The organism is Natronolimnohabitans sp. A-GB9 (assembly GCF_030848565.1).
In the GTDB taxonomy this organism is placed as follows: Archaea; Halobacteriota; Halobacteria; order Halobacteriales; family Natrialbaceae; genus Natronolimnohabitans.
Genome location: NZ_JAVDDV010000010.1, coordinates 118,567 through 141,740, shown reverse-complemented (window position 1 = coordinate 141,740; position 23,174 = coordinate 118,567). Strand labels below are relative to the sequence as shown.

The following is a 23,174-nucleotide window of genomic DNA, read 5'->3' as shown; positions in this document are numbered from 1 at the left end:
CCACCATCTGCGAACCGCAGAGTAGCTGGTCTGGTCGGAGCCACACCGTCGACGGGACGGACTGCTGTCCCGATCGCCCGCCGATCGGCGGGACGTGACGACAGGAGACCGTAGGAACGACGAACGAACGGTCGGAATACTTTTGTTATATATCCACAACAACTCGCGTATGTCTGACCGGACCCGCGTCCACGTTTTCGTCTCCGGGAAGGTACAGGGCGTCTACTACCGCGCGAACACCCGCGATACGGCCCGCGAGAAGGGTATCGACGGCTGGGTGAAGAACCTCGAGGACGGTCGCGTCGAGGCGATCTTCGAGGGCCCCGAGGACGCCGTCGAGGCGATGATCGAGTGGTGTCATACGGGCAGCCCCGCGGCCGACGTCGAGGACGTCGACGTCGAGTACGAGGACTCACAGGGTGAGGACGGCTTCGAGATTCGATACTGATTCTGTTGTACTAATACGGACTACCGGACGGCAGCCCCGGCGCAACCGCGACCCAGGCTGCGGTAGAACCTGCTGGCGACGGTCCATATAACGGGTTGAACGCAGGGGAGCCGAGCGGAGCATTCATCTTTCCGAGATTCAAACTCGAAATATGGTCTCGAGGCGGCAGGTACTCGCGGTGGCTGGAACCGGAATCGGGATCGGCGCTACGGGAGTAGCGGCCGAGCGGGCACTCCTCCGCGGGGAGGTCTGGGAGAAGTGGATCCGCGGACGCCGTGAGGGTGAAGCCGCCGACCTACACGTCGTTATTGCCGATACCTCCATCGGTGAACCGTACGTTGCAGAACGGTTCGAGGACGTCGACGTGTTCAGCGGCATAGAGAACCGGGAACCGACGGTTACCGACGAAATCGCCGAGACGCTCCAGGAACAGTACGACGGCCTCGAGTACGGGCTCATCGTCAACACGACCGACGACGAACAGGAGGTCCGTGAAGGGGGGACGGTCTCTCGTGCGAGCTTCAACGACGTCCAGGTGTTCGACGAGGCGACCGCGATCGCCGTCGGTGACCGGTTTCGGCTGCTCTAACGTGGACTGAATCGGTTCGTTCGATAGTCGTCACCGTCGGCGCCGTCGTCTCTCTCGTCGTCGCTGGCCTCCCACTCGCCGCGTTCGTCGTCGTAGATATCGATGTGGTGGATCGCGTGTGGCGAGAGCAGGCGGTTCCCCTCGAGTTCGATCCAGCCGTTGGCGTGAACGACGATCGGCCCCTCGTAGCGGACCTCGTCGGATGCGGCGTCGCCGTAGATGACGACGTCGTGATAGGCGTGCGTGAGGGGGTTCCTGTCGTCGGTGAAAATCGACTCGCGGGACGCGATGGGCGGGAACATCGGTGGCGGAAGATAACGGCAGTCGAACGGATAAGTGTGCTGTATCCGACACCAACTATCTCCGTCGCCGGCTCGGACCGGACTCGAGGACGCTACTCGTGGCTGGCTCCGTCTGACTCGAGCCACGGCGGCTCGTCGGTGTAGCGCCACTCGGCCCAGTCGGCCTTCTCGCCGGCGTAGTAGGCGCGGTAGGCGGCGACGGGATCACCGGGCCGTTTGTACTCGTCGGGCATCGCTTGCGGTCGTGGCGTCGGCTCCGCGGCAGGGAACGCGATCTCGTCGGGATCGATTCGCTCGATCACCTGCCAGCTCGCGTGGTCGTCGTCTTTGCCGTAGCGCTCGACGAACTCCGCATTGAGCGCGGCGGCGTGGTCGCGCAGACGCAACCAGTTGGCCCGCGACTCGGTCGCCCACCGCGTGACGGGGTGAGAGACGTGGGTCGGCCGGTAGAGAAAGTCGGCCTCGTAGCCGTTCTCGCGGGCTGCCGTACAGAGGACCTGAGCGGCCTCGAGCAACAGCTTGTTGACGTGTTGATCACAGTGATATCGAGCGGCCAGCCGCGGATCCTCGTCGAGCCAGAAGACGTTCACAGTGAATCGAGGGGCCGGCGATACGAGAGCGTATCGCTCGAGGGAGTCGTCAACGTGGAAGAAGCCGAAAGCGTTAGCTTTCGGCGGCGGCGCTCCGGTAGCCGGCAGTAAACTCGTATGCGACGGTCGCGATCAGTAGCGCCGCGACGAGGGCCGCGATGAGCAGTCGCTCGCCCGGATCTGCGCCGGAGAATCCGAGCATCGCGATCACGAGCGAAAGGACGGCAGCGATTCGAATACGCTGTCGGCCGGGAACGTCGTCGTCAGTGACCGCGAGATACAGTTGCGGGACGACGATCCCGAGCCCGGCCAGTACGAGAAACGTGACCACCGAACTCTCCGCACCGATTCCCGTGAGCCCGATTACGGTGATCGCAAGCCAGACCAAAAGCAAGGAGCCGATGAGAACGCGGTTTTCGCGGGAGACCATATCCGGTCGATCGTTCGGCAGTCGATCAAATAGTCGTTACGTCGAGTGATACGGTCTCCTGTGTCTACGTACTTCTGCGTCGGCTCCGAGCCGTCTCGTCTACCGTCGGTACGTGAACGGAACTCCCACATGCTTAACGCGACGGCGAGCAAACGCTCCGGCATGATCACAGGCAGGCGAATGGCCGCTGTCGACGAGAACGCCGCGGCACTCGGTGTCCCGCGCAAGCAGTTGATGGAGTCGAGCGGAAACGCCGTCGCCCGCGAGGTCACGGACGTCGCCGAGCCGGGCTCGAGGGTCGTCATTGTCGCCGGCCGCGGGAACAACGGCGGCGACGCGTTCGTCGCCGCACGATTCCTCGATCAGTACGACGTCACGACCCTCCTGCTCGGCCGCGCCGACGCTATCGGGACCGAGATCGCTCGTGAGAACTGGGACGCCCTCCAGCAGGCCGGCTACGACACGCGAGCGATTACGGACTCGAGCGGATTCGACCTTCCCGAGGCCGACGTCGTCGTCGATGCGATGTTGGGGACCGGGATCAGCGGCGATCTCCGCGAGCCCGCGGCGACTGCGGCCGAGGCGATCAACGCGGCCGACGCGACCGTCGTCGCCGTCGACGTTCCCTCCGGTTTCGACGCCGATGCGGGCGACCACGCGGACAACGGTGTCGACGCCGACCGCGTCGTCACCTTCCACGATACGAAGCCGGGCCTCGAGGATCTCACGGCCGAAGTGACCGTCGCCGATATCGGCATCCCTGCCGCGGCCGAACGGGACGTCGGTCCCGGCGACGTTCGTCTCGCACGGCCAGACGGACGCGAGGGACGACCGTACGTCATCGGCGGCGGTCCCTACACGGGTGCCCCAGCGCTGGCCGCACAGGCCGCGCTACGGGCCGGCGCGGAACTCGCCTTCGTCGCCGCGCCCGACGCCGTCGCCGGCGAGATCCAGGGGTACAGCGAGGACCTCATCGTCCAGCCCTACGAGGAGGAGATGCTCACGCCCGAGCGTGCCGAGGACCTCCTCGAGACCGCAAAGCAGTACGACAACGTCGTCGTGCTGGGTCCTGGACTCGGAACGGAAGAGGAAACGCTCGAGGCCGTCCGGTGGTTCCTCGAGTCCTACGCCGGACAGGTGGTCGTCGACGCCGATGCCCTTGCGGTCGTCCCCGACGTCGAGACCGACGCAACGCTCGTCTGTACGCCCAATCGGGGCGAACTCGCGCGGATGGGCGGTCCCGACACCGACGATCTCGCGGCGGCTGCCGACGAGATCGAGTCGTTCGCGGCCGATCTCGGCCATATCATCCTCGCAAAGGGGGCAAACGACGTCGTCACCGACGGTGAGCGGACCCGTATCAGCCGCTCGGGGACCGTCGGCATGAAAGTCGGCGGCACCGGCGACACCCTCGCGGGGATCGTCGCAGCGCTGCTCGAGTACGCCGACCCGCTCGAGGCGGCCGCCGCAGGGGCCCACGTCAACGGCCTCGCCGGCGAGCGCCTCGCCGAGGGCGACGAACACGGTCTCCTCGCCTCCGACATGCTTAGGGAACTGCCCGCGGCACTCTGGGACGACACCGATGAGTGAGGATTCCAACGCTACCGAGACCCGAAGCGCCGACGACCTGACCCACACCACCGACGAAGGAGACGTCCAGATGGTCGACGTCGGCGACAAACCGGACAGCGAACGACGCGCGGTCGCGGCCGGCGAGATCCGTCTCCGGCCGTCGACGATCGAAGCGATCCGTGCCGACGAGATCGGCAAGGGCGACGTCCTCGCGACGGCCCGCGTCGGCGCCGTGCAGGCCGTCAAACACACCTGGGAGACGATCCCGATGTGTCACCAGATCCCGATTACGAACGTCGACACCGACTTCGATCTCGCCGAAGACCGGGTCGAACTCGAGGTCGGAGTCGAGACGACCGGGAAGACCGGCTGTGAGATGGAGGCTTTAGAGGGCGTTACGACCGGGCTCAACGTCGTCTGGGACATGGTCAAGGCCGTCGAGAAAGACGACGACGGGCAGTATCCGGAGACCGGAATCGAGAACGTCCGGGTCGTCACGAAAGAGAAACAGCGACCGTAAGGGCTCCTCTGAGCCGACTATCGACAGTCCGCGAGCGCGACGAACGACTCTCCACTCGCCGTAAGCCACGCCGAGGCGATCTCGTCTTCCGCGATGGCGGCCGGAAACATCGTACAGACGGCGATATCCTCGTCGTACTCGACGGTTACGTGCTGGAGTTCCGTCGAACGGTCGCCTGCGGGCTCGTTGGTCGGATCGGTCGCCGGTTCGATCATGGAGTCGGGCTGGTCGGACATAGGCGTTCACCGCGTCTGTACACCGGGCTACTCGTGCATCACATATAACGACTGCCGCTAGACATATGATATACCTATTTGGTCATAATATGCCCTTATTATTCCTTGGGCGACCGATCGCGTGGGGCCCCATCGTTCGAGGGTCTCCGACGGTCTGCCGTCCGTCAGTGCCGGTAGGGCCGCGACCCAGCTGGGTTGTGCCGGGCGGTCGGGACAGGGATCCGTCTCATACGGACTGCTGTCCCGTGATCGCCAAGATGGGGTCGGCGATCGGCGGGCAGTGACGACAGGAGACCGTCTCAGTAGATGTCCTCGAGGTCGCTGGCCTCGTGGCTGTGTTCATCGGCGGGGAACTCGCCGGACTCGACGGCCGTGACGTAGTCGTCGACGGCCGACTCCATCTCTGCGCGTACGTTTCCGAACTGTTTCGAGAACGAGGGCGTCCACTCGCTGATGCCGACGGCGTCGTCGAAGACGAGCACCTGTCCGTCACAGTCCGGTCCAGCGCCGATCCCGATAGTCGGGATCTCGAGGGCCTCGGTGATCCCGGCCGCGACGTTCGAGGGGACGTGCTCGAGGACGAGCGCGAAGGCCCCGGCTTCCTCGTGGGCGAGGGCGAGCTCGAGCATCCGTTCGGCGGCGGCCTGGTCGGTCCCCTGGCGGGGATAGCCTCCGTACTGGTTGACGTGCTGGGGGGTCAGTCCGAGATGGGCCATGACCGGAATGCCGAGTTGCACCATCGTCTCGGTCAACTCGACGGTGTGGGGGCCACACTCGAGTTTGATCGCCTGGGCACCCTCCTCTTTGAGCATGCGTCCGGCGTTCTCGAGACTGTCACGCTCGTCGATGCCAAAGGAGAGAAACGGCATGTCGGCGACGACCAGCGCGTCTTCGGTCGCCCGGGAGACCGCACCGACGTGGTGGGCGATGTCGTCGACTGAGACGGGGACCGTCGTCTCGTAGCCCAACACTGCGTTGCCGACGCTGTCGCCGACGAGAACGATGTCGACACCGGCATCGTCGACGATTTCAGCCGTCGGTGCGTCGTAGGCCGTCAGCATCGTGATCGGTTCTTCGCCTGCTTTCTCCCTGACGTCCCGTACGGTAGCCATACCCGGTGGTTCGTCGCCGGCGAGTAAACGTTACTGTTCTTCAGCTGACGGTCGAACGGGTTCGTCCTGTCTCGAGTCGCTGAGACGGTTCGTTCGACCGACATCGACGGGAGCGCTTCCATTCGCGGGCGACTCGAACACGAAATCCGCGGCAACTAAGAGGACTGGCTCGTCACTGTCAGTCGTGCCAGAACCCGTCGAAACGACCACGCCCGAGGGCGTCGATTACGGCTGGGTGATGCAGGTCACCTTCGTCGTCACGATCCTCGTCGGTGCGCCGATCGTCGCGTTGCTGTCGACGACCGCGGACCTGCCAAGCTGGGGCGCCCGCGCGGAGTTCGCGATCCGGATCGGTGCCCCGATCTGGTTCCTGACGGCGCTGGTCGTCTTCACCTACGCGAAACGCAACCAGACCTGAGCCTGTCGATCACGGATCGTATCGACCGGGAGTCCACATTAGACGCCAGACGGCCCGTCCCCGACGTATTCGAACGCGGTGCCCGCTCGTTGTGCCGTCCGCTCGTCTCGGGCGGAGTCGCCGACGAACAGCGCCTTCTCGGGGTCGGCGTCGAGTTCCCACACGGCCTCGAGCAGCGGCTCCGGCTGGGGTTTTCGCGTCGCGACCGTATCCCGGCCGACGACGGTCTCGACCGCGTGGTCGAGGTCGTGTTTCTCGAGGGCGATCCGGCAGGCCGCCTCGCAGTTGAGCGAACAGACACCGACTGGAACCGTGCGTTCGAGCAGTTCGTCGGCGTGAGCCAGCCGCGGCGCCGTCTCCGCGCCGTCGCGTTCGTGGGCGGCGATCGTCGACTCGACTTCCGCCTCGAGTCCGTCGTCGCTTGCGGCCCCGAGGAGGTCCCAGAGATCCTGACTCGGCGGCTCGACGTCCGCGGCTTCGTACACCTCGAGGACGTCTGCCGCGACGGCGTCCCAGTCGACGTCGAGATTGACGAGCGTTCCATCGAGATCGTAGACGATGGCGTCGTAGTCGGTCACGACCGAAGATAGGTTCGGCGGGAGAATAGTGACTTCGGTCCCGGAACAGTGTCTATCGGTGACACACCACTATTTTCGTGTGGGCGTCGAAGCGACCGTATGCGCCTTTCGACGACGGTGATCGTGATCGGACTGCTCCTGATCGTGATCCCGATTCCAGTGCTCCCACCGTTTGTCGGCACGACGATCGGCGTGTTCCTCCTGCTCGTCGGGCTGTTCCTTCGGTTCCTCGGCGTGTAGTACGATCGCGTCCGACCCTCGGCGTCCGTGTCGACTCGAGTGAGCGCCAGGCAACGCTTGTCGTCTCCTGTGGCCGAAAGAACGATCTGCAGTGCTAATCGTCTTGTACTGCTGAGAAGCGCCGAGAGGGAGATTTGAACTCCCGAGTCCGTGAGGACAGCAGATTTCGAATCTGCCGCCTTGGCCGGGCTAGGCTATCTCGGCTCACTCATACATAGTGGGGAGATGTTTTTACCCGTTTCGATTTTTCTCTCTGCGTGTGAGTTACTATCTCCCGCCGCGGACACCTGACCGGATCGTCGACGTCTCTCTGGATTACTCGAGGATGTCACCCACGCGGCGCGGTTCGCCCTTGAGGTTTGGCTGTTCGGCGACGATCTTCAGTACTTCGTGGTCGGTGACGTCGTAGTAGGATTTCTCGGTGGCTTCCTCGATGAGTTCTCGCTCGAGGCGAAACTCGGTGCCTTCGTAGACTACGTCGACTCCCTCTTCGTCGAACGCAAGCGTCGTCATGGCCGAGTGTACACGTCAGGGGAATAAAAGGGAGGCGACTGTGGCGGAACTGTGCAAGACGTGCGTCAGACGAACGGCCGACGACGCGCGAGATTTATTAGGTGACACTTCCTTTGGGCCGAAGTGTGGCCTTCAGTAGGGATCCGCTCGACGAACTGGTCGTCCCCGACGGGACGGAAGCCAAGGAAGTCGACCTCGTAACCGACGGTGACGTCCTCGTCGGGGGTCGGTCGACCGTCGAGTTTGGCGTGCGCGGCCGAAACGTCCTCGCCGGAGAAGGGGTCACGTTCGGCGGCGCGATCGAGGCCGAGGGAGACTGCCGACTCGACATGTGGTGTGAGGTCGCCGAGAACGTGTTGGTCGGTCAGGACGCCTACATCGGCGAGCGCGTCCACGTCGGCGGCGAGATGAAAGTCGCCGGCGATCTGGACATCGGCGACGACGTCGAGATCGAGGAAGGGTTCGAGGCCAACGGCTGGATCGTCATCCGGAACCCGATGCCGACGATCGTCTTTCTGTTCGTCTATCTCAAACACCTCCTGCTCATCGGCGAAGAGGAAACTGCCCAGCGGCTCGTCTCCGAACTCGTCGACGAGGACGAAGAGATCGAGACCGAACCGCTCGTGATCCCCCCGAACGCGACGGTCAGCGACGATGCCTGGCGCGTCTCGACGCCCGCGACGATCGGGGACGACTGTCGGCTCCACGGCAACGTCCGAGCCGAGACGATCGACGTCGGCAGCGACACCACGATCTTCGGGAGCCTGCGCGCTCGAGGGGATGTGACGATCGGTACCGGAACGCGAATCCACGGCGATCTGACGACCCGCAGCGGCGACGTCACGATCGAGGGTGACGCACGTATCCTCGGTGACGTCTCCTCGGCCGATCTCGAGCTCGGTCCCGAAGCGGAGATCGACGGAACGATCCGGGCCAACGGCGCGATCACGATGGGGACGACGGAACGCGAGCCGGAGTAATACTGCCGGACAGCAGTCAGTGACCCGTCGGTCGCGAACGCGCGGCCGTCACCCGTTGGGACGGCCGCAGTCGCACGACCGATCGGTGAATAGTTCTGTCCGGCAGTATAAGACGGGCCGTCTCCGTTCGACTGAATCGCCGTTACCGTCCCCGATCCGCTACAACTGCTGACCGCCGCGTCAGTAGATCAGTTCGTCGTCGTTTTCGACCATGTACAGCGTCCGTGCGGCGATGTTGACTGCGTGATCGCCGACGCGCTCGAGGTCACGGATCGTCAACAGGAGCCGGGAGACGTCCTGAAGGAGCGCCTCGACTTCGGCCGGCGACTCGAGTTCGCGCTCGATCAGGTCACGGACGACGATCTCACTGGCCCGCTCGGCGAAGTGATCGAGGTCGTCGTCGCGGGTGGCCAGCTCCCGGCAGGCCTCGGTGTTCTCCTCGTCGTAGGCGATCATCGCGTCCTCGACCATCTCGAGGGTCAAATCGCCCATCGCCTGAACGTCGACGTCGGGGAAGAGATCCTCCTCTGCCTCGAGGGTGTACTCTCCCAGGTTGACCGCGAGGTCGCCGATCCGCTCGAGGTCGGTGATGATCTTGAACGAGGCGGCGATAAACCGCAGATCGCTCGCGACGGGCTGTTGGAGGGCCAGCAAGTCGATACAGTCCTGCTCGAGATCGAGATACATCCGGTTGATCTCGCCGTCACCTTCGATGACCTCCCGGGCTAGCGCATCGTCTTTCTGCTCTAGGGCATCCAGTCCCATCCGCAGTCGCTCCAGTACGACTTCGCTCATATAGAGGATATCCTCGCGGAGATCCGCGAGTTGTTCCTGATACGATTTCCGAGCCATGGTGCACGCACCAGTCCGGGCGATGATATAGCTTGCGCTCCCCGCAACAGCGTCGAGACGCGGGAACGCGGCCCACACCAGTTTCGGCCGTCGTCTTCGCGCCCGCTTCGAGACCGGCCCAGCACCGACCCGATCGCCTCGAGGCATCGATCGTCGACACTGCAACCAACACGAGAAGTGATGACGATCGACGTCGTTCGATACCACCATGTCTATACAGTCGTTCTTGCTTCCGACCGACGGTAGCGAACCGGCCGACGCCGCCGCGAAACGCGGCGTCGAACTCGCAGCTCAACTCGAGGCGACCGTCCACGTCCTCTCGGTCGTCGACAGCAGCCTCATCGCGAGCGCGGATCAGACCGACGAACCGAACCGCATTCGGAACCGCCTGCGAGAGTACGCGACGGAACAGGCCGAAACGGTCGGCCGGACTGCCAGTGAGGGCGACCTCGAGGTCACGACGGCGACCCGTGAGGGGGTTCCTGCCGAGGAGATCGTCGACTACGCCGACGAACGGGACGTCGACGCGATCGTCATGGGGACGTCCGGCCGTGGCGGCGTCTCGCGGGCCGTCCTCGGCAGCGTCACGGACAAAGTCGTCAGAACCGCGACGGTTCCGGTCGTAACGGTGACGACGGCTGCGGCCCGCGACGAGCAGTCGACGACGGTCGACGATCTCCTCGTCCCGACCGACGGGAGCGTTCCCGCCGAGAGCGCGGCCCAGCCCGCCATCGAGGTTGCGGCCCAACTCGAAGCGACCGTCCACTTCCTGACCGTCGCCGACACCGAACTGACGAGTGCGGCGCCGACCGTCACGGGGATCGAACTGCTCGGAACCGCGGGCGATCGGCTCGAGGACCTCGCCGAAACGGCCACAGAGCGCGGCCTCGAAGTTACGACGACGGTTCGAGAAGGAGATCCGGCCACGGAGATCGTCGACTACGCCGAAACCGAGGGTATTGATCTGATCGCGATGGGGACCGCCGGTCGTGGCGGTCTCGACCGACTGATCCTCGGCAGCGTCACCGACGAAGTGGTCCGGACCGCACCGGTCCCGGTCGTGACCGTTCGACCGGACTAAACGGTCGGACTGTTAGACAAGCAGATAAAAACAGCGCACGCCCTCGAGCGAACCGGACGGGCCGTACGGGCCGTGAAAGCGGCGCGTCGAGCGTCACCCGAACTTGCCGGTGATGTAGTCTTCGACGCGGTCGCTCTCGGGGTTCTCGAAGATCTTGTTCGTGTCGTCGAACTCGACGAGGTGGCCGCCGGTGAGAAAGACCGCCGTCTTGTCGGAGATCCGGGCGGCCTGTTGCATGTTGTGGGTGACGATGACGACCGTGTACTCCTCGGCCAGTTCCTCGACCAGGTCCTCGATCTTCGAGGTCGCGACGGGGTCGAGCGCCGACGCCGGCTCGTCCATCAGGATGACCTCCGGGTCGGGTGCGATGGCGCGGGCGATACAGAGTCGCTGCTGTTGCCCACCGGAGAGGTCCAGACCCGAGGAGTCGAGTTGGTCTTCGACCTCGTCGAGCAAGGCAGCACGCTCGAGTGCGGTCCGCACTTTCTCCTCGACGTCGCCGTCGTCTTTGCCCTGGACGCGCAGTCCGTAGGCGACGTTGTCGAAGATCGACTTGGGGAACGGATTGGGTTTCTGGAAAACCATCCCGATCTTCCGACGAAGAGCGACGGGATCGACGTCCTCGTCGTAGACGTTCTTGCCGTGGAAGTAGAGGTCCCCCTCGACGCGGGCGATGTCGATCAAGTCGTTCATGCGGTTGATCGAGCGCAGGAACGTCGATTTCCCACAGCCCGAGGGACCGATAAGCGCCGTCACCTTGCGCTCGGGAATGTCCATGTTGATCCCGTGGAGCGCCTGGTCGTCGCCGTAGTAGACGTCGAGATCGCGGGACTCGATGACGGCATCGTCGACCCGCGGGGAGCCAAGCGGCGCGTCGTCGGTCATCGCGTCGTCGGAGGTGGCACCGTCCGATTCGGACGTCGTGACGGTCTGGGGTCCGTTCGCGGTCATTTGGGGTAGTTGTACCTTGGGTCTCGCGCAGTTACCTGTTGCGGAATGCGCCGCGAGTCGACCGAGACGGTGTCGGAAGCCAGCCGTTCAGTTCCGGCCTGACTCGGCCGATATCGTGCGTTCGACCGCCGGTTCACCCGACCAAGCCGTGTCCGGAAGATCGGTATCGGAGCCCGATTCAGGGATACCATTACTGGAATCGACTGGTCGACCGAACATAGGCGATACTATGATGGCTCTATCCCGTTCCCGTTTGCTCTATACCACTATATAGATCAGGTCGCGTCCGACGCGGTCCGATTCGAGGCCGAGGGGAACTCGAGAACGACCGTCGCACCGTCGGGCCCGTCGTCGGCCTCGTCACCGTCGGCGGAGGCTGTCGCCGAGTCAGTCGGCGGAATCAGGAGCCGGCCGTCGTACCGACTGGCGATCCAGTCGACCAGCCACAGCCCGATCCCGCCGGTGTGGGTGACCTGCGAGATCGGACGTGTCCCAGTGATCACGTCGACCTCCTCGTCGGGAATTCCGGGGCCGTCGTCGGCGACACGGATCCGAACGTGGTCGCCGTCGTCTTCGACTGCAATATCGACAGTGGGCTCGGGACCGGCGTGGTCGACGACGTTCGCGAGCAGTTCGTCGACGGCGGTTTCGGCCTCCCCACCACAGACGGCAACGGCTTGGTCGGGAACCCTGACGGTTACGTCCGATATCGAGCCGTCGTGGTCGTCGACGAACCGATCGACGCGGTCGCGGACGACGGCCGCGAGGTCGGTCCGCGGTCGGTGCTCCACTATCGGATCGAGCAACGCTTCGGTCGTCCGCGCGCGATCGGCCAACTCGAGTAGCTCGTCGGTCACGCTCCGGATCTCCCGGGCGGATTCCCGCTCGTCGTCGTCCAGACGCTCCTCGAGGCCGGCGGCGCGGCCGCCGACGACGTTGAGTCCGTTCCGGAGGTTGTGACGCAGGATTCGGTTGAGGACGAGCAACATCTGTTCGCGGCGGGCCAACGCACTCGAGAGCCGATCTAAGGCGTCGTCGATCCGGCGCCACTCCGCGGCGCCCTCGACCGACGGACCGGCGTCGTACTCGCGGCGCTCGAGCGCGCGAAGACGATCCGCGAGGGCGCTGATACGGCGGATCTTCGAGCGATACACCCAGCCGCCGAAGGCGGTGATCGAGCCGAGCAAGGCGACGCCGGAGACGATCTGAAAGAGCACGAGCCGGTTGATCTGCTGGTCGACGGCCGTCTGGTCGCGGTGGGCGGTGACCGTCCAGTCGACGGTCTCGAGATCGACGCTGTGGCTGACTGACTCGTCGAACCGATCGGCGGTCGTATACAGCGGCTCGGATTCGGTCTCTGTCTCGACGGCGATCGCGGTTCAGTCGTCGCTTCGATCGTCCAACGGCGTGAACAGCCCGGCCTCGTGGAGGTGGTAGGCGCCGTTGATCGAGCCGACGACCTCGCCGTCGTCGACGATCGGAACGCTGATCGTGATGATCGTGTGTCCGGTTCGGGCCGTCAACGGATCGCTGACGTGGCGGTCGCCCTCGAGTGCGTCCTCGACGTACGCTCGATCGGAGAGATCCGTACCGACGACCTCGTCGGAATCGATCGACTCGTTGGTCGTCGCGTACGCGCGGACCGTCCCGTTCTCGTCGACGATGGTCGCCCCGTCGAACGCCGCGGCGTCGACGAACCGCTCGAGCGTGCTGTTCTGTCGGTCGGTTCCGTGAGCCGCGACGTCGGGGTTCGTCGCGGCGATGGTGATCGTCCGTCGTTGCTCTTCGATCCGTTCGTCGAGCACCGACGCCGAGAGCTCAGCATGGTCGGCGACCGACGCGTCCGTGTTGTCCGCGACGTCGGTTCGGTGGGCGTCGAACGTAACAGCGAGGACGGCTCCGGAGAGGAGAACGACGACGAGAAGCGCGATCCCGAACCGATACACGAGTCTCATTCGAGTGGCTCTCTACGAACGCGTAGCGATAACGGACGTATGATTCTTGTGGCCGAAGTGATAACTAAATCACCTTTCGGAACGCATTCGAACGGACGATAACCCGGACCACGACGGGTACCGACGGGACTGTCCGTCGATTCGGTCGATCGAACTGAAAGCGAAACCGGAGTGGCAGTCAACGCTACCGGTCGTACTTGTTCCGGATGTAGATCGCGACCGCGTTCATGAGCAACAGGACCGTCAGGAGGACGATGATCCCGGCGGCAGCGATGTGCTGGAAGTCGTCTTCGGGTGCTTTCGCCCACTCGAAGATCTGCATCGGCATCGCGGCGAACGACCCGGTCGGGTCGGTCAGGTTCGGCGGGGCGAACATCGACGTCGCCGCACCGACCATGATGATCGGCGCCGTCTCACCGATCGCTCGAGAGAGCGAGAGGATAATCCCTGTCATGATCCCCGGGATCGCCTCCGGGAGGACGACGTTGCGGATCGTCTGCCACTTGGTGGCGCCCGTTCCGTACGAGGCCTGTCGCATCGAGTCGGGCACGGCCCGCAGCGCTTCCTGTGTCTGGACGATGACGATCGGCAGGATCAACAACGTCAGCGTCAGCGCACCGGCGAGCAGGCTCGATCCCGCACCCATCGCTCTGACGAACAGCGCCAGACCGAGGAGCCCGTAGACGATCGACGGGACGCCGGCGAGGTTCGCGATGTTCGCTTCGATGAAGCTCGTCAGTTTGGTATCGCGAGCGTACTCCTCGAGATAGATGGCGGCGCCGACGCCGAGGACGAGCGTAAAGACCGCGGTCATCGCGATGAGGTAGATCGAACCGACGATCGCCGGATAGATGCCGCCGGGTCCGGTCGGGAGGTCGCCGTAGTTCGACGGATCGTAGTGTTCGGCCAGGTACGACGGCGGATGTGTCAGGAACTCCCAGGTGAGCCAGCCCCAGGCCTCGACGACGACGTCGAAGACCAGCGCGATCAGCGCGACGATACCGACCAGCGTGGCGACGATGCAAGCGCCGAGGAAGAGCCGGCCATAGAACCGCATTCGCTCGATCGAGGAGTCGTCGACCTCGAATGCGTCGGTTTCGGTTGGTGTGCTCATTGGTACTCCTCCCGGTAGCGGGATCGAACCCACATGCTACCGACGTTCATCGTAAACGTCATCAGGAACAGCGTCAACCCGATCGCGAACAGGCTCATGTAGCCGATCGAGCCGACCGAGGCGTCACCGGTCCCGATCTCGACCATATACGCCGTCATCGTCTGCATTTCGGCGAACGGACTGGCCGTGATCTGGGGCAGCATTCCGACTGCGAGGGTGACGGCCATCGTCTCACCGATCGCCCGCGAGATCGCGAGGATGTACGCCGCGAGAATGCCCGACAGCGACGCCGGGAGAACGACCTGCGTCGACACCTCGAACTTCGTGGCGCCGAGGCCGTAGGCAGCGTTGCGAAGCGAGTCGGGAACTGCGCTCATGGCGTCTTCAGAGATCGAAGAGACCATCGGAATGATCATGATCCCGACGACGATCGCCCCCGAGAGCACGTTGAACGTGCCCACGTCCGGGTTGAAGTACTGGATGATCGGCGTAATAAACGAGAGGGCGAAAAAGCCGTAGACGATCGTCGGAATGCCAGCCAACACCTCGAGGGTCGGCTTGACGGTCCGGCGAACTCGTTCGTCGGCGTACTCGGAGAGGTAGATCGCGGTCAACGTCCCCACCGGGAGCGCGATCAGCGCCGAGCCGACGGTGACGACCAGTGTCCCCCAGACGAGCGGCAACACTCCGAAGCTCGGATCGGTCGCATCGCGTGGACTCCAGTCGGTTCCGGTAAGATACTCGACGAGCGAGACCTGCGAGAAGAAGTCGATCGCGCCGTCGACGAGGACGAGGATGATCGCCAGCGTCGTCAGGACGGTCACGAGGGCACACGCAAAGAAGATCCACTTTGCAGCCCTGTCGACGAGCGAGCCGACGTTGTTGTCCTCTCGGCTGAGATCGATCGGCTCCGTGCTCATTTCGCACCCACCCTCCGAGACGGTACCGCTGTCAGTGTGCTGTCTGTGTTCATTCGTACTCCTCGGTTAGTTCGTCGAGTTTCTCGTGTTGCGCTTCGATGGTCTCGTCCGGGACGGCATAGAAGCCCACGTCACGAGCCGTCTCCTGTGTGTTGTCGAGGTAGAACCGGAGGAACGTCCGGACGGCTTCCCGTTCTAGCGCCTGCTCACGCACGTAGAGATACATCGGACGTGAAAGCGGCGTATACGTCCCTTCTTCGATCGCCTCGGGGTCGGGATACACACAGCCGTCACCGTCGTCGACCGCGATGAGGTCGAGATCGTCCTCGTTCTCGTAGTAGTAGCCAGCGCCACCGAACCCGATCGCGTGTCTGTTCCCCCTGACACCGCGGACGATCGCGTTCGTATCCGGTGTTCCACTGTAGTCGCTGCGAATGTCTCCGACGTTCCCGTTTATCGTCTCCGTGAAGTAATCGAACGTCCCCGACGCCGTGTCTCGACCGTACAGCGAGATTTCCTCGTCGGGCCAGTCGTCGTCTAAGTCCTGCCACGTCTCGACGTCGGAGCCGCTTTGCCACAGCTCACGGAGCTGGTCGGTCGTCAGACAGTCACACCAGTCGTTGTCCGGGTGTTTCATGATCGCGAGACCGTCCCTGATGACTTCGAGTTGAATCCAGTCGACGCCGTTGCTGTCACACAACTCACGCTCGTCGTCGGCGATTTCCCGGCTTGCGTTTTGCAGGTCCGTCTCGCCGCGACAGAACTGCTGGAAGCCAGCGCCGGTTCCCGATCCCCTGACCGGGATCTCTACCTGGTTGTTCTGCCAGTTGAACAGTTCGGCGACGAGCGCGCTGTTTGGCAACAGCGTGTTCGACCCATCGATAACGATCTCGCCGTCGAGTCCGCTATCCTCACCGTGGACGATACACCCTGACAATCCCATCAAACTCGATCCCGCGACACCGAGTAAAACACGACGGCGAGAGACACCGTCTCCACCGGATATCGGGTCGGTACCCATCGAGTTGCTCTAGCGAACGTCCGGTCTAAATACCCTACTATGTTATCTATATATCCCTATATTCGGTACGCGGTACCAATACTGGTGTGAGAGCGAAAAGATCAGAGCGTGTCGATAGCACGTGGTTCCACGCACGGGTCGTCGATATAGTCCATCTATAGAGGAAGGTGGATTTATACGTATTCCAGCGAAACGTCCGACATGGAAACGCGAAAGGTCCAGGTGACGGGCGGCTCGACGTATACCGTCTCGTTGCCGAAGTCGTGGGCAACCGACAACGACGTCAGCGCCGGGACGACCGTCGAGTTCTATCCCGAGAAAGACTCCCTGTTGTTGACGCCCCAGAGCGAAAGCGATCGCCAGGAGGGCACGCTCGACATCTCCGACCTCGAGGGCGAGCGTCTCACCCGGGCCGTGATGACGATGTACGTCAGCGGCTTCGACATCATCCGTCTCGAGGCGGGCCGGATCACGACCGACCAGCGGAGTTCGATCCGGAGTGCGACCCAGAGTCTCGTCGGCGTCGAGGTCCTAGAGGAGACGACCGACAGCGTCGTCATCCAGGACTTGCTCGACTCCTCGGAGCTGTCGATCGTCAACGCCGTCTCGCGGATGCGCCTGATCGCCCGGTCGATGCTCGAGGACGCCGTCACCGCACTCGTCGAGAACGACGACGACATCGCCCGGGACGTCATCGAGCGCGACGACGACGTCGACCGTCTCTGGCTGGTCGTCTCGCGGATCTTCCGTGCGACGCTGCGTTCGCCACGGGCCGCCGAGGAGCTGGGCGTCCCCCGCGAAGACTGTTTCGACTACCACTCCAGTGCGCGACAGCTCGAGCGCGTCGCCGACCACGCCGCCAAGATCAGCAACCTCGCGCTCAAACTCGAGGCGATCCCGGAGGACGTCGCCGACGCCCTGGTCGCACTTCACGCCGACGCCTCGGACGTCCTCGAGAAGTCGATGGACGCACTCGTCGCCGAGGACACGGAGGAGGCGAACCGACTGGGCCATGCCGCCCGCGAGGCCGTCCTCGATATCGACGAGCACACCCGGACGATCGACGACATGCTGCGTGACCTGGATCCGGTCCAGGCCCAGTCGCTCGGGCTGATCGTCGACTCGCTGTCTCGGAGCGCCGACTACGGCGGGAACATCGCCGAGACCGCGTTACAGAAGGCCGCACCACGGCCCTGACACACCGCTCGTTCCACGCGTATTGAAAGTCACTCACCACCGAGTAACGTTTACGCATCGGCGTTGTACCCCCGTGGGATGGAGTACACGACCCTCGGCGAGACCGGCCTCGACGTCTCCCGTCTGTGTCTCGGCTGTATGAACTTCGGGAGCGACGAACCGTGGATGATCGACGACCGCCAGCAGAGCCTCGCGGTGATCGAGCGCGCCCTCGACCTCGGGATCACGTTCTTCGATACCGCCAACGTCTACTCACAGGGCGAGAGCGAGGCAATCCTCGGGGAAGCGCTCGCGCAAACGGACCGCGACCGGTCGGAACTGACCGTCGCGACGAAGGTCTATCACCGAATGAACGACGGTCCCAACGGGCAGGGGCTGTCCCGCAAGCACATCCTCGACCAGGCCGAAGCGAGCCTCGACCGGCTCGGCCTCGAGTACATCGACCTCTACCAGATCCACCGCTGGGACGACGACACCCCGATCACGGAGACGCTTTCGGCACTCGACTCACTGATCGACGACGGACGCGTCCGCTACATCGGCGCGAGCACGATGCCCGCCTGGAAGTTCACGAAGGCGCTCTACGAAGCTGATCTCGACAACCGCGAGCGGTTCGTCTCGATGCAGTGTGAGTACAACCTCGTCGACCGCCACGAGGAGGCCAACGTCTTACCGGTCTGTGCCGATCACGGCATCGGCGTCCTGCCGTGGTCGCCGCTTGCGGGCGGCTTCCTGACCGGAAAGTACGACCGCGAGGAAGAGCCACGCGAGGGACGCGCCGCGACGGACGAGTTCACACGGAAACGGTTCACCGACGAGAACTGGGCCGTCCTCGAGACCGTCCGCGAGCTCGCCGACGAAAAAGGCGTTACCCCGGCACAGCTCTCGCTTGCGTGGTTGCTCCACAAGGATCTCGTCGACGCGCCGATCGTCGGTCCGCGAACGATCGCCCACCTCGAGGAGAGCGTCGACGCACTCGAGGTCACACTCACGGACGACGAGATCGCTCGCCTCGAGGAACCGATCACGCCAGTCTGGAACCCGGGGATCGGCGACGTCTGATACGGCTCATACTGCCGGACAGAACTATTGTGAGCATTCGCCGCTCCCGCCTGGCGAATGCTCTTCATTGACTTCTGTCCGGCAGTATCACTGTCTCCGTTTCTCGGCCAGTGGCACTGATACTATCGGACAACAATCCGTCCGACCGATTCGACGACGAACCGACCGAAAGAGAACGGCGTCGCTGGCGGAAGAAAACGCCGTCTCCGAACGGAGACGGATCGAAGCAGGAGCAGTCGCAGTTATTCGATGAGAACGGCGTTGACCTGACCGGTCTGGCCGGGACGGGACGTCACGCGGGCACGGCCCTCGGAGGTCTCGATGACGGCACCCTTCGTGATGATGTTTCGGCGCACGTAGTTCGGATTGGCGTCGTTCTCGACGACGTCCTCGATCTCCGCAGCGACGGTCTCGCCGCCCTTGTTGACGCTTGCGACGTCCGTCGACAGCGCTCGGGTCTTCGTCCCGTTGCCGCGGACGTCGATGGTTCGGAACCGCTGCTCGCCGACCTGCGTCTCCGTCGGCAGGCGTCCGAGCTCGTTTTTGCGGCGCTTGCGGACGTTCTTCAGTCGGCCACCGGTTCGCTTGCGCGTAGAGCGTCCCTGGTCTTGCATACCCGAAACCAGTCCCGGCGGATATTTATATGCAACGAGTCGTGTCCCGTCGCTCGTACTATCGTCCGACCGTATCACTCCTCGCCGACCAGACAGTACGCGTGCCCGGGTTCCTCGAGTTCCGTCTCCGCGTCGCTGTAGTAGTTCGAGAAGACGGCACGCTCGGCGTAGTAGATCCGCCCGTCGACTGGCACCGGCGCGCTAGTGACCCGACCCCGGTTCTGGACGCGCCACCGCCGGTCGCCGGTCGTCTTGTCGAGTGCATAGAGGTGGCTGTCGTACGAGCCGGCCAGTACCGTCTCCGCGGTGACGGTAAGTGCACCGATGACGCGCCCGCCGACGTCTGCCGACCACAGCTCCTCGCCGGAGTCGGCTTCGAGCGCGAAGACGGAGCCGGCGTCGTTGCCCATGTAGACGATTCCCTCGTCGACGTCGACGGCCGGGTTCGACATGATCGAGCGCTCCGTCTCGAAGGCCCACTCCTCGCTGCCGTCCTCGAGATCGATGCAGTAGAAGGTATCGTCCCAGCTGCCGACGTAGCCGTAGCCGTCGTAAGCTGCTGTAGTACCCTTGATCTCGGCGCCGGCGCGAAACGCGCCCCCCTCGCGCTCCTCGCCGTCCGCGTCGGCCTCGAACGCCCAGGCGAACTCGAGGGAGGGATACTCCCAGCAGTAGACGACACCGTCGTTCGAGCCGGCGAAGATCCGGCCCGTCTCGAGATCGATCGTCGGCGAGGGGTGGGGTTGACCCCACATGCGGTCGTCGCTCCAGGTCGGCTCGCCGGTGTCGGGATCGATCTCCCAGAGCGCGCCCGAGGACGGCGAGCCGTATTCGGAGACGACGTAGAGGTTCCCGTCGTGGTAGGCCGGACTCGAACCGATTGCGAGCGCGCCGTCTAACTCACTCGATCGCGTTCGCCAGACGATCTCGCCGCTGTCGATCGCCAGCGCGTAGAGGTCGCCGTCGTAGCCGCCGATGAAGGCGGTGTTGCCGACGATAGCCGCCGAGCCGTGAAAGCCAAGCTCCGTCGCACCAGTCTGTGTCGACCACTGCAGTTCGCCCGTCGGCGCGTAGGCGTACACCCAGCCGTCGTCGCCGGCGAAGACGATCGTCCTCCCGTCGTGGGTCGGAACGGGACTGGATTTGGCCGCCGTGTGACCGACGTAGTTGATCGGGAACGACCAGTTGACGGTCACCGACTCCGGAACGGTCTCGTCGGGATAGTAGCCGAGGCGACGCAGTCCGCCCTGAAACAGCGAGACGTCGCCGGAGTCGTCGAAGTAGCCACCGACCGTCGTCGGAAGGTCGACACAGCCGGCGAGTCCCGCTGTCGCGGTCGCGGCGCTTGCGCCGAGCAGTCGTCGGCGGGGGAGTCGACTAAAAGGGTCTCGATCGGACGCCGACGTGGAAGATCGGTTCGGCAGTCGCATTGCTCTCGTGAATCTCACCGAACCCAGCTAAATCCCGGTGGTTCGTCGCGGACGATCGAGGCTACTCCTGTTGGGCGTCGACGACTGCCACACCCGCGAGGTTCACGATGTCTTTGACTTCGTCACCGCGCTGGAGGACGTGGACCGGCTTGTCCATCCCGACCAGCATCGGGCCGATGGCGTCGGCACCGCCCAGCCGCTGGAGCAGTTTGTACCCGATGTTGCCCGACTCGAGGTTCGGGAAGACGAGCACGTTCGCCGGGTCCTCGAGTTCGGAGAAGCCGTAGGTGCCCTCGAGGATGTCCTCGACGACAGCGGTGTCGGCCTGCATCTCGCCGTCGACCGAGAAGTCGACTTCGGGATCGTCTTGGAGCATCTGTGCCGCGCGACGGGGCTTGCGGGTCCCCTCGTTGTCGACACTGCCGAAGTTCGAGTACGACAGCAGGGCCGCGCGGGGCTCGATGTTGAACCGGCGGGCGAGTTTGCCGGTCTGTTTCGTGACCTCCGCGAGGACCTCCTCGTCGGGAGCCTGGTTGACCGTCGCGTCGGCGACGAAGACCACGCGGTTTTTGAACGTCAGCATGTAGACACCCGCGGCGTAGTCGACGTCGTCGGCGGTGCCGATGACCTGCAGTGGCGGCCGCAGCGCCGATGGGTAGTGATGGGAGAGGCCGGTCAGCAAGGCGTCGGCATCACCCTGTTCGACCATCACGCTGCCGAAGTAGTTCGAGTCGTTCTCGATGAGTTCGCCCGCTTCGGTCCGCGTGATCCCCTTGCGCTGTCGCAGCTCGTGGAGTCGTTCGGCGTACGCCTCGTAGTCGCCGACCGAGGGGTCGGCGACCTGTGGCTCGAAGTCGAGTCCGAGGTCCGCCGCAGTCTGGCGGATCTCGCCCTCGTCACCGATCAGGATCGGGAGGGCAATCCCTTGCTCCTGGATCTGGTAGGCCGCCCGGATCATCTTCTCGTTTTCGCCCTCGGCGAGTGCGACCGTCTTGGGGTCGCTCTTGGCCTTGTTGAGGACGACACGCATCATCTCACGGGACTTCCCCAGTCGGGCCTCGAGTTCCTCCTCGTAGGCCTCGAGGTCGAGTTCGGTGCGTGCGGCACCCGATTCCATCGCGGCCTCGGCGATCGCCGGCGCGACGCGGAACAGCACGCGCGGATCGACGGGCTTGGGAATGATGTAGTCGGGGCCATACTGGATCGGCTCGTCGCCGTAGGCTTTGACGACCGCGTCGGGGACGTCCTGACGGGCGAGGTCGGCCAGTGCCTCGGCGCAGGCGACTTTCATCTCTTCGTTGATCTCCGTCGCGCGCACGTCGAGTGCACCACGGAAAATAAAGGGGAATCCGAGAACGTTGTTGACCTGGTTTGGGTAGTCCGAGCGACCGGTCGCCATGATGACGGAGTCGTCGCGGGCCGCCTTGGCTTCCTCGTAGCCGATCTCGGGGTCGGGGTTGGCCATCGCGAAGACGATCGGATTGTCGGCCATCGACTGCACCATCTCCTGGGAGACGATGCCGCCAGCGGAGAGACCGACGAAGACGTCGGCACCTGCCATCGCGTCCGCGAGGTCGCCCTCGGGGACGTCACGGGCGAACTGCTGTTTGTACTCGTTGACGCCGTCCGCTTTCGCGCGCTCTTCGGTGATGATCCCCGTCGAATCACACATCGTGATGTTCTCCCGCTGGACGCCCAGCGAGACGTAGAACCGTGCCGTCGCGATAGCACTCGCACCCGCGCCGGAGAAGGTGACCTCGAGTTCGTCGAGGCTCTTGCCTGCGATATCGGCCGCGTTGAGCAACGCTGCACCGGAGATGATCGCGGTGCCGTGCTGGTCGTCGTGGAAGACCGGAATGTCGATCTCCTCGCGCAGGCGCTCCTCGACAGTGAAACACTCGGGAGCTTTGATGTCCTCGAGGTTGATCCCGCCGAAGGTCGGCTCCATCATCTTGACGGCCTCGACGAGTTTGTCGGGGTCGTCCTCGTCGAGTTCGATGTCGAAGACGTCGATGTCGGCGAACCGCTTGAACAGGACGCCTTTCCCCTCCATGACGGGTTTGGAGGCCTGGGCGCCGATGTCACCCAGTCCGAGGACGGCCGACCCGTTCGAGACGACACCGACGAGGTTCCCCTTCGCGGTGTAGGTGTAGGCGTCGTTTGCGTCCTCGTCGATCTCCGTACACGGCGCGGCGACGCCGGGCGAGTACGCAAGCGAGAGATCTCGCTGTGTATTGGTCGGTTTCGTGGTCGAAATCTCTATTTTTCCCGGTGGATCGGTCCGATGGTACTCCAGTGCATCCTCATCTAATCCCATATAGGTGCCACTGCGGGGGACTACTAAAAACAATGCGAAGGTGACATTCGACATTTGTCGAAGTTCATCGGATGCACAACGGTGACGCGAGCGCCGTCAGTCCGTTCGGGGTTTCGACCGTTTTATACACAC

At 64.0% G+C, this 23,174-nt stretch carries 27 protein-coding genes and 1 tRNA gene; 10 read left to right on the top strand and 18 right to left on the bottom strand.

Going from position 1 to position 23,174, the window contains the following annotated elements; genetic code table 11:
- Positions 1-169: 169 nt before the first annotated feature.
- Both RBH26_RS14245 and RBH26_RS14240 read left to right on the top strand, forming a co-directional pair.
- A complete protein-coding gene (locus tag RBH26_RS14245) occupies positions 170-448 on the top strand; it encodes an acylphosphatase (protein ID WP_306759042.1) in 279 nt (92 codons plus the stop codon).
- A 151-nt stretch (positions 449-599) separates the two neighbouring features.
- Positions 600-1,037: a hypothetical protein gene (locus RBH26_RS14240; RefSeq protein ID WP_306759040.1), complete on the top strand. Its 438-nt coding sequence runs from the start codon at positions 600-602 to the stop codon at positions 1,035-1,037.
- Here RBH26_RS14240 and RBH26_RS14235 read toward each other — a convergent pair.
- The 3 genes from RBH26_RS14235 to RBH26_RS14225 form a co-directional block, all read right to left on the bottom strand.
- Positions 1,034-1,339, bottom strand: a complete 306-nt coding sequence (locus RBH26_RS14235; RefSeq protein WP_306759039.1) for a hypothetical protein — start codon at positions 1,337-1,339, stop codon at positions 1,034-1,036. The genes RBH26_RS14240 and RBH26_RS14235 overlap by 4 nt on opposite strands.
- Before the next feature lie 92 nt (positions 1,340-1,431).
- Positions 1,432-1,929 carry a hypothetical protein gene (locus RBH26_RS14230; protein WP_306759038.1) on the bottom strand — a complete coding sequence of 166 codons (498 nt, stop codon included), beginning with the start codon at positions 1,927-1,929 and terminating at the stop codon, positions 1,432-1,434.
- Between the two features lie 73 nt (positions 1,930-2,002).
- Positions 2,003-2,359 carry a hypothetical protein gene (locus RBH26_RS14225; RefSeq protein ID WP_306759037.1) on the bottom strand — a complete coding sequence of 119 codons (357 nt, stop codon included), beginning with the start codon at positions 2,357-2,359 and terminating at the stop codon, positions 2,003-2,005.
- A 162-nt stretch (positions 2,360-2,521) separates the two neighbouring features.
- On the opposite strand from RBH26_RS14225, the gene RBH26_RS14220 reads away from it, so the two are divergent.
- Entirely contained in the window at positions 2,522-3,949 is a 1,428-nt protein-coding gene (locus tag RBH26_RS14220; RefSeq protein ID WP_306759036.1) for an NAD(P)H-hydrate dehydratase, read from the top strand.
- Entirely contained in the window at positions 3,942-4,451 is a 510-nt protein-coding gene (gene moaC, locus RBH26_RS14215) for a cyclic pyranopterin monophosphate synthase MoaC (protein ID WP_306759035.1), read from the top strand. Before RBH26_RS14220 ends, moaC begins: the two co-directional genes overlap by 8 nt.
- 17 nt (positions 4,452-4,468) lie before the next feature.
- On the opposite strand, the gene RBH26_RS14210 is transcribed toward moaC, so the two are convergent.
- The gene (locus RBH26_RS14210; protein WP_306759034.1) at positions 4,469-4,687 is read right to left on the bottom strand and encodes a hypothetical protein; all 219 of its coding nucleotides are present in this window, start codon (positions 4,685-4,687) and stop codon (positions 4,469-4,471) included.
- Between the two features lie 299 nt (positions 4,688-4,986).
- On the bottom strand, positions 4,987-5,799 hold the full coding sequence (gene panB / locus RBH26_RS14205) for a 3-methyl-2-oxobutanoate hydroxymethyltransferase (protein ID WP_306759032.1): 813 nt from the start codon (positions 5,797-5,799) through the stop codon (positions 4,987-4,989).
- A gap of 184 nt (positions 5,800-5,983) precedes the next feature.
- On the opposite strand from panB, the gene RBH26_RS14200 reads away from it, so the two are divergent.
- Entirely contained in the window at positions 5,984-6,217 is a 234-nt protein-coding gene (locus RBH26_RS14200) for a DUF5822 domain-containing protein (RefSeq protein WP_306759031.1), read from the top strand.
- Positions 6,218-6,255: 38 nt separating this feature from the next.
- Here the strand turns inward: RBH26_RS14200 and RBH26_RS14195 are convergent, their stop codons facing one another.
- Positions 6,256-6,795 (bottom strand): HAD hydrolase-like protein, encoded by a 540-nt coding sequence (locus RBH26_RS14195; RefSeq protein ID WP_306759030.1) that lies wholly within the window; start codon positions 6,793-6,795, stop codon positions 6,256-6,258.
- 99 nt (positions 6,796-6,894) lie between these two features.
- Between RBH26_RS14195 and RBH26_RS14190 the strand changes: the two genes are divergently transcribed.
- Positions 6,895-7,035, top strand: coding sequence for a hypothetical protein (locus tag RBH26_RS14190; RefSeq protein WP_306759029.1), 141 nt, complete (start codon positions 6,895-6,897; stop codon positions 7,033-7,035).
- A 119-nt stretch (positions 7,036-7,154) separates the two neighbouring features.
- Here RBH26_RS14190 and RBH26_RS14185 read toward each other — a convergent pair.
- Positions 7,155-7,239: transfer RNA gene (locus tag RBH26_RS14185), tRNA-Ser, on the bottom strand.
- A gap of 111 nt (positions 7,240-7,350) precedes the next feature.
- Positions 7,351-7,548 (bottom strand): DUF5800 family protein, encoded by a 198-nt coding sequence (locus RBH26_RS14180; protein WP_306759027.1) that lies wholly within the window; start codon positions 7,546-7,548, stop codon positions 7,351-7,353.
- A 125-nt stretch (positions 7,549-7,673) separates the two neighbouring features.
- On the opposite strand from RBH26_RS14180, the gene RBH26_RS14175 reads away from it, so the two are divergent.
- Positions 7,674-8,528 (top strand): polymer-forming cytoskeletal protein, encoded by an 855-nt coding sequence (locus RBH26_RS14175; RefSeq protein WP_306759026.1) that lies wholly within the window; start codon positions 7,674-7,676, stop codon positions 8,526-8,528.
- A 180-nt stretch (positions 8,529-8,708) separates the two neighbouring features.
- Here RBH26_RS14175 and phoU read toward each other — a convergent pair whose 3' ends face one another.
- Positions 8,709-9,380 carry a phosphate signaling complex protein PhoU gene (phoU, locus tag RBH26_RS14170; RefSeq protein ID WP_306759023.1) on the bottom strand — a complete coding sequence of 224 codons (672 nt, stop codon included), beginning with the start codon at positions 9,378-9,380 and terminating at the stop codon, positions 8,709-8,711.
- A 208-nt stretch (positions 9,381-9,588) separates the two neighbouring features.
- On the opposite strand from phoU, the gene RBH26_RS14165 reads away from it, so the two are divergent.
- Positions 9,589-10,461 carry a universal stress protein gene (locus RBH26_RS14165; protein WP_306759021.1) on the top strand — a complete coding sequence of 291 codons (873 nt, stop codon included), beginning with the start codon at positions 9,589-9,591 and terminating at the stop codon, positions 10,459-10,461.
- Positions 10,462-10,554: 93 nt separating this feature from the next.
- Here the strand turns inward: RBH26_RS14165 and pstB are convergent, their stop codons facing one another.
- From pstB to RBH26_RS14135, 6 genes are all read right to left on the bottom strand, one after another.
- The gene (gene pstB, locus RBH26_RS14160; RefSeq protein WP_306759020.1) at positions 10,555-11,412 is read right to left on the bottom strand and encodes a phosphate ABC transporter ATP-binding protein PstB; all 858 of its coding nucleotides are present in this window, start codon (positions 11,410-11,412) and stop codon (positions 10,555-10,557) included.
- Between the two features lie 275 nt (positions 11,413-11,687).
- A complete protein-coding gene (locus RBH26_RS14155; protein ID WP_306759018.1) occupies positions 11,688-12,629 on the bottom strand; it encodes a HAMP domain-containing sensor histidine kinase in 942 nt (313 codons plus the stop codon).
- Between the two features lie 162 nt (positions 12,630-12,791).
- Complete coding sequence (locus tag RBH26_RS14150; protein ID WP_306759017.1) at positions 12,792-13,367, bottom strand: cache domain-containing protein; 576 nt, start codon at positions 13,365-13,367, stop codon at positions 12,792-12,794.
- A 184-nt stretch (positions 13,368-13,551) separates the two neighbouring features.
- On the bottom strand, positions 13,552-14,481 hold the full coding sequence (pstA, locus tag RBH26_RS14145) for a phosphate ABC transporter permease PstA (RefSeq protein ID WP_306759015.1): 930 nt from the start codon (positions 14,479-14,481) through the stop codon (positions 13,552-13,554).
- On the bottom strand, positions 14,478-15,401 hold the full coding sequence (gene pstC / locus RBH26_RS14140; protein WP_306759014.1) for a phosphate ABC transporter permease subunit PstC: 924 nt from the start codon (positions 15,399-15,401) through the stop codon (positions 14,478-14,480). Before pstC ends, pstA begins: the two co-directional genes overlap by 4 nt.
- Positions 15,402-15,450: 49 nt before the next feature.
- Complete coding sequence (locus RBH26_RS14135; protein ID WP_306759013.1) at positions 15,451-16,422, bottom strand: PstS family phosphate ABC transporter substrate-binding protein; 972 nt, start codon at positions 16,420-16,422, stop codon at positions 15,451-15,453.
- A gap of 201 nt (positions 16,423-16,623) precedes the next feature.
- Here RBH26_RS14135 and RBH26_RS14130 point away from each other — a divergent pair, with 201 nt between their 5' ends.
- Both RBH26_RS14130 and RBH26_RS14125 read left to right on the top strand, forming a co-directional pair.
- Positions 16,624-17,619 (top strand): phosphate uptake regulator PhoU, encoded by a 996-nt coding sequence (locus RBH26_RS14130; RefSeq protein ID WP_306759011.1) that lies wholly within the window; start codon positions 16,624-16,626, stop codon positions 17,617-17,619.
- Positions 17,620-17,697: 78 nt separating this feature from the next.
- Positions 17,698-18,681, top strand: a complete 984-nt coding sequence (locus RBH26_RS14125) for an aldo/keto reductase (protein WP_306759010.1) — start codon at positions 17,698-17,700, stop codon at positions 18,679-18,681.
- A gap of 242 nt (positions 18,682-18,923) precedes the next feature.
- Here the strand turns inward: RBH26_RS14125 and RBH26_RS14120 are convergent, their stop codons facing one another.
- The 3 genes from RBH26_RS14120 to RBH26_RS14110 all read right to left on the bottom strand — a co-directional run bounded on the left by RBH26_RS14120 (position 18,924) and on the right by RBH26_RS14110 (position 23,042).
- Complete coding sequence (locus RBH26_RS14120) at positions 18,924-19,295, bottom strand: 30S ribosomal protein S8e (protein WP_306759008.1); 372 nt, start codon at positions 19,293-19,295, stop codon at positions 18,924-18,926.
- A 74-nt stretch (positions 19,296-19,369) separates the two neighbouring features.
- Positions 19,370-20,725 carry a PQQ-binding-like beta-propeller repeat protein gene (locus tag RBH26_RS14115; protein WP_306759007.1) on the bottom strand — a complete coding sequence of 452 codons (1,356 nt, stop codon included), beginning with the start codon at positions 20,723-20,725 and terminating at the stop codon, positions 19,370-19,372.
- A gap of 61 nt (positions 20,726-20,786) precedes the next feature.
- Positions 20,787-23,042: an NADP-dependent malic enzyme gene (locus tag RBH26_RS14110; protein ID WP_306759006.1), complete on the bottom strand. Its 2,256-nt coding sequence runs from the start codon at positions 23,040-23,042 to the stop codon at positions 20,787-20,789.
- Between the last annotated feature and the right edge of the window lie 132 nt (positions 23,043-23,174).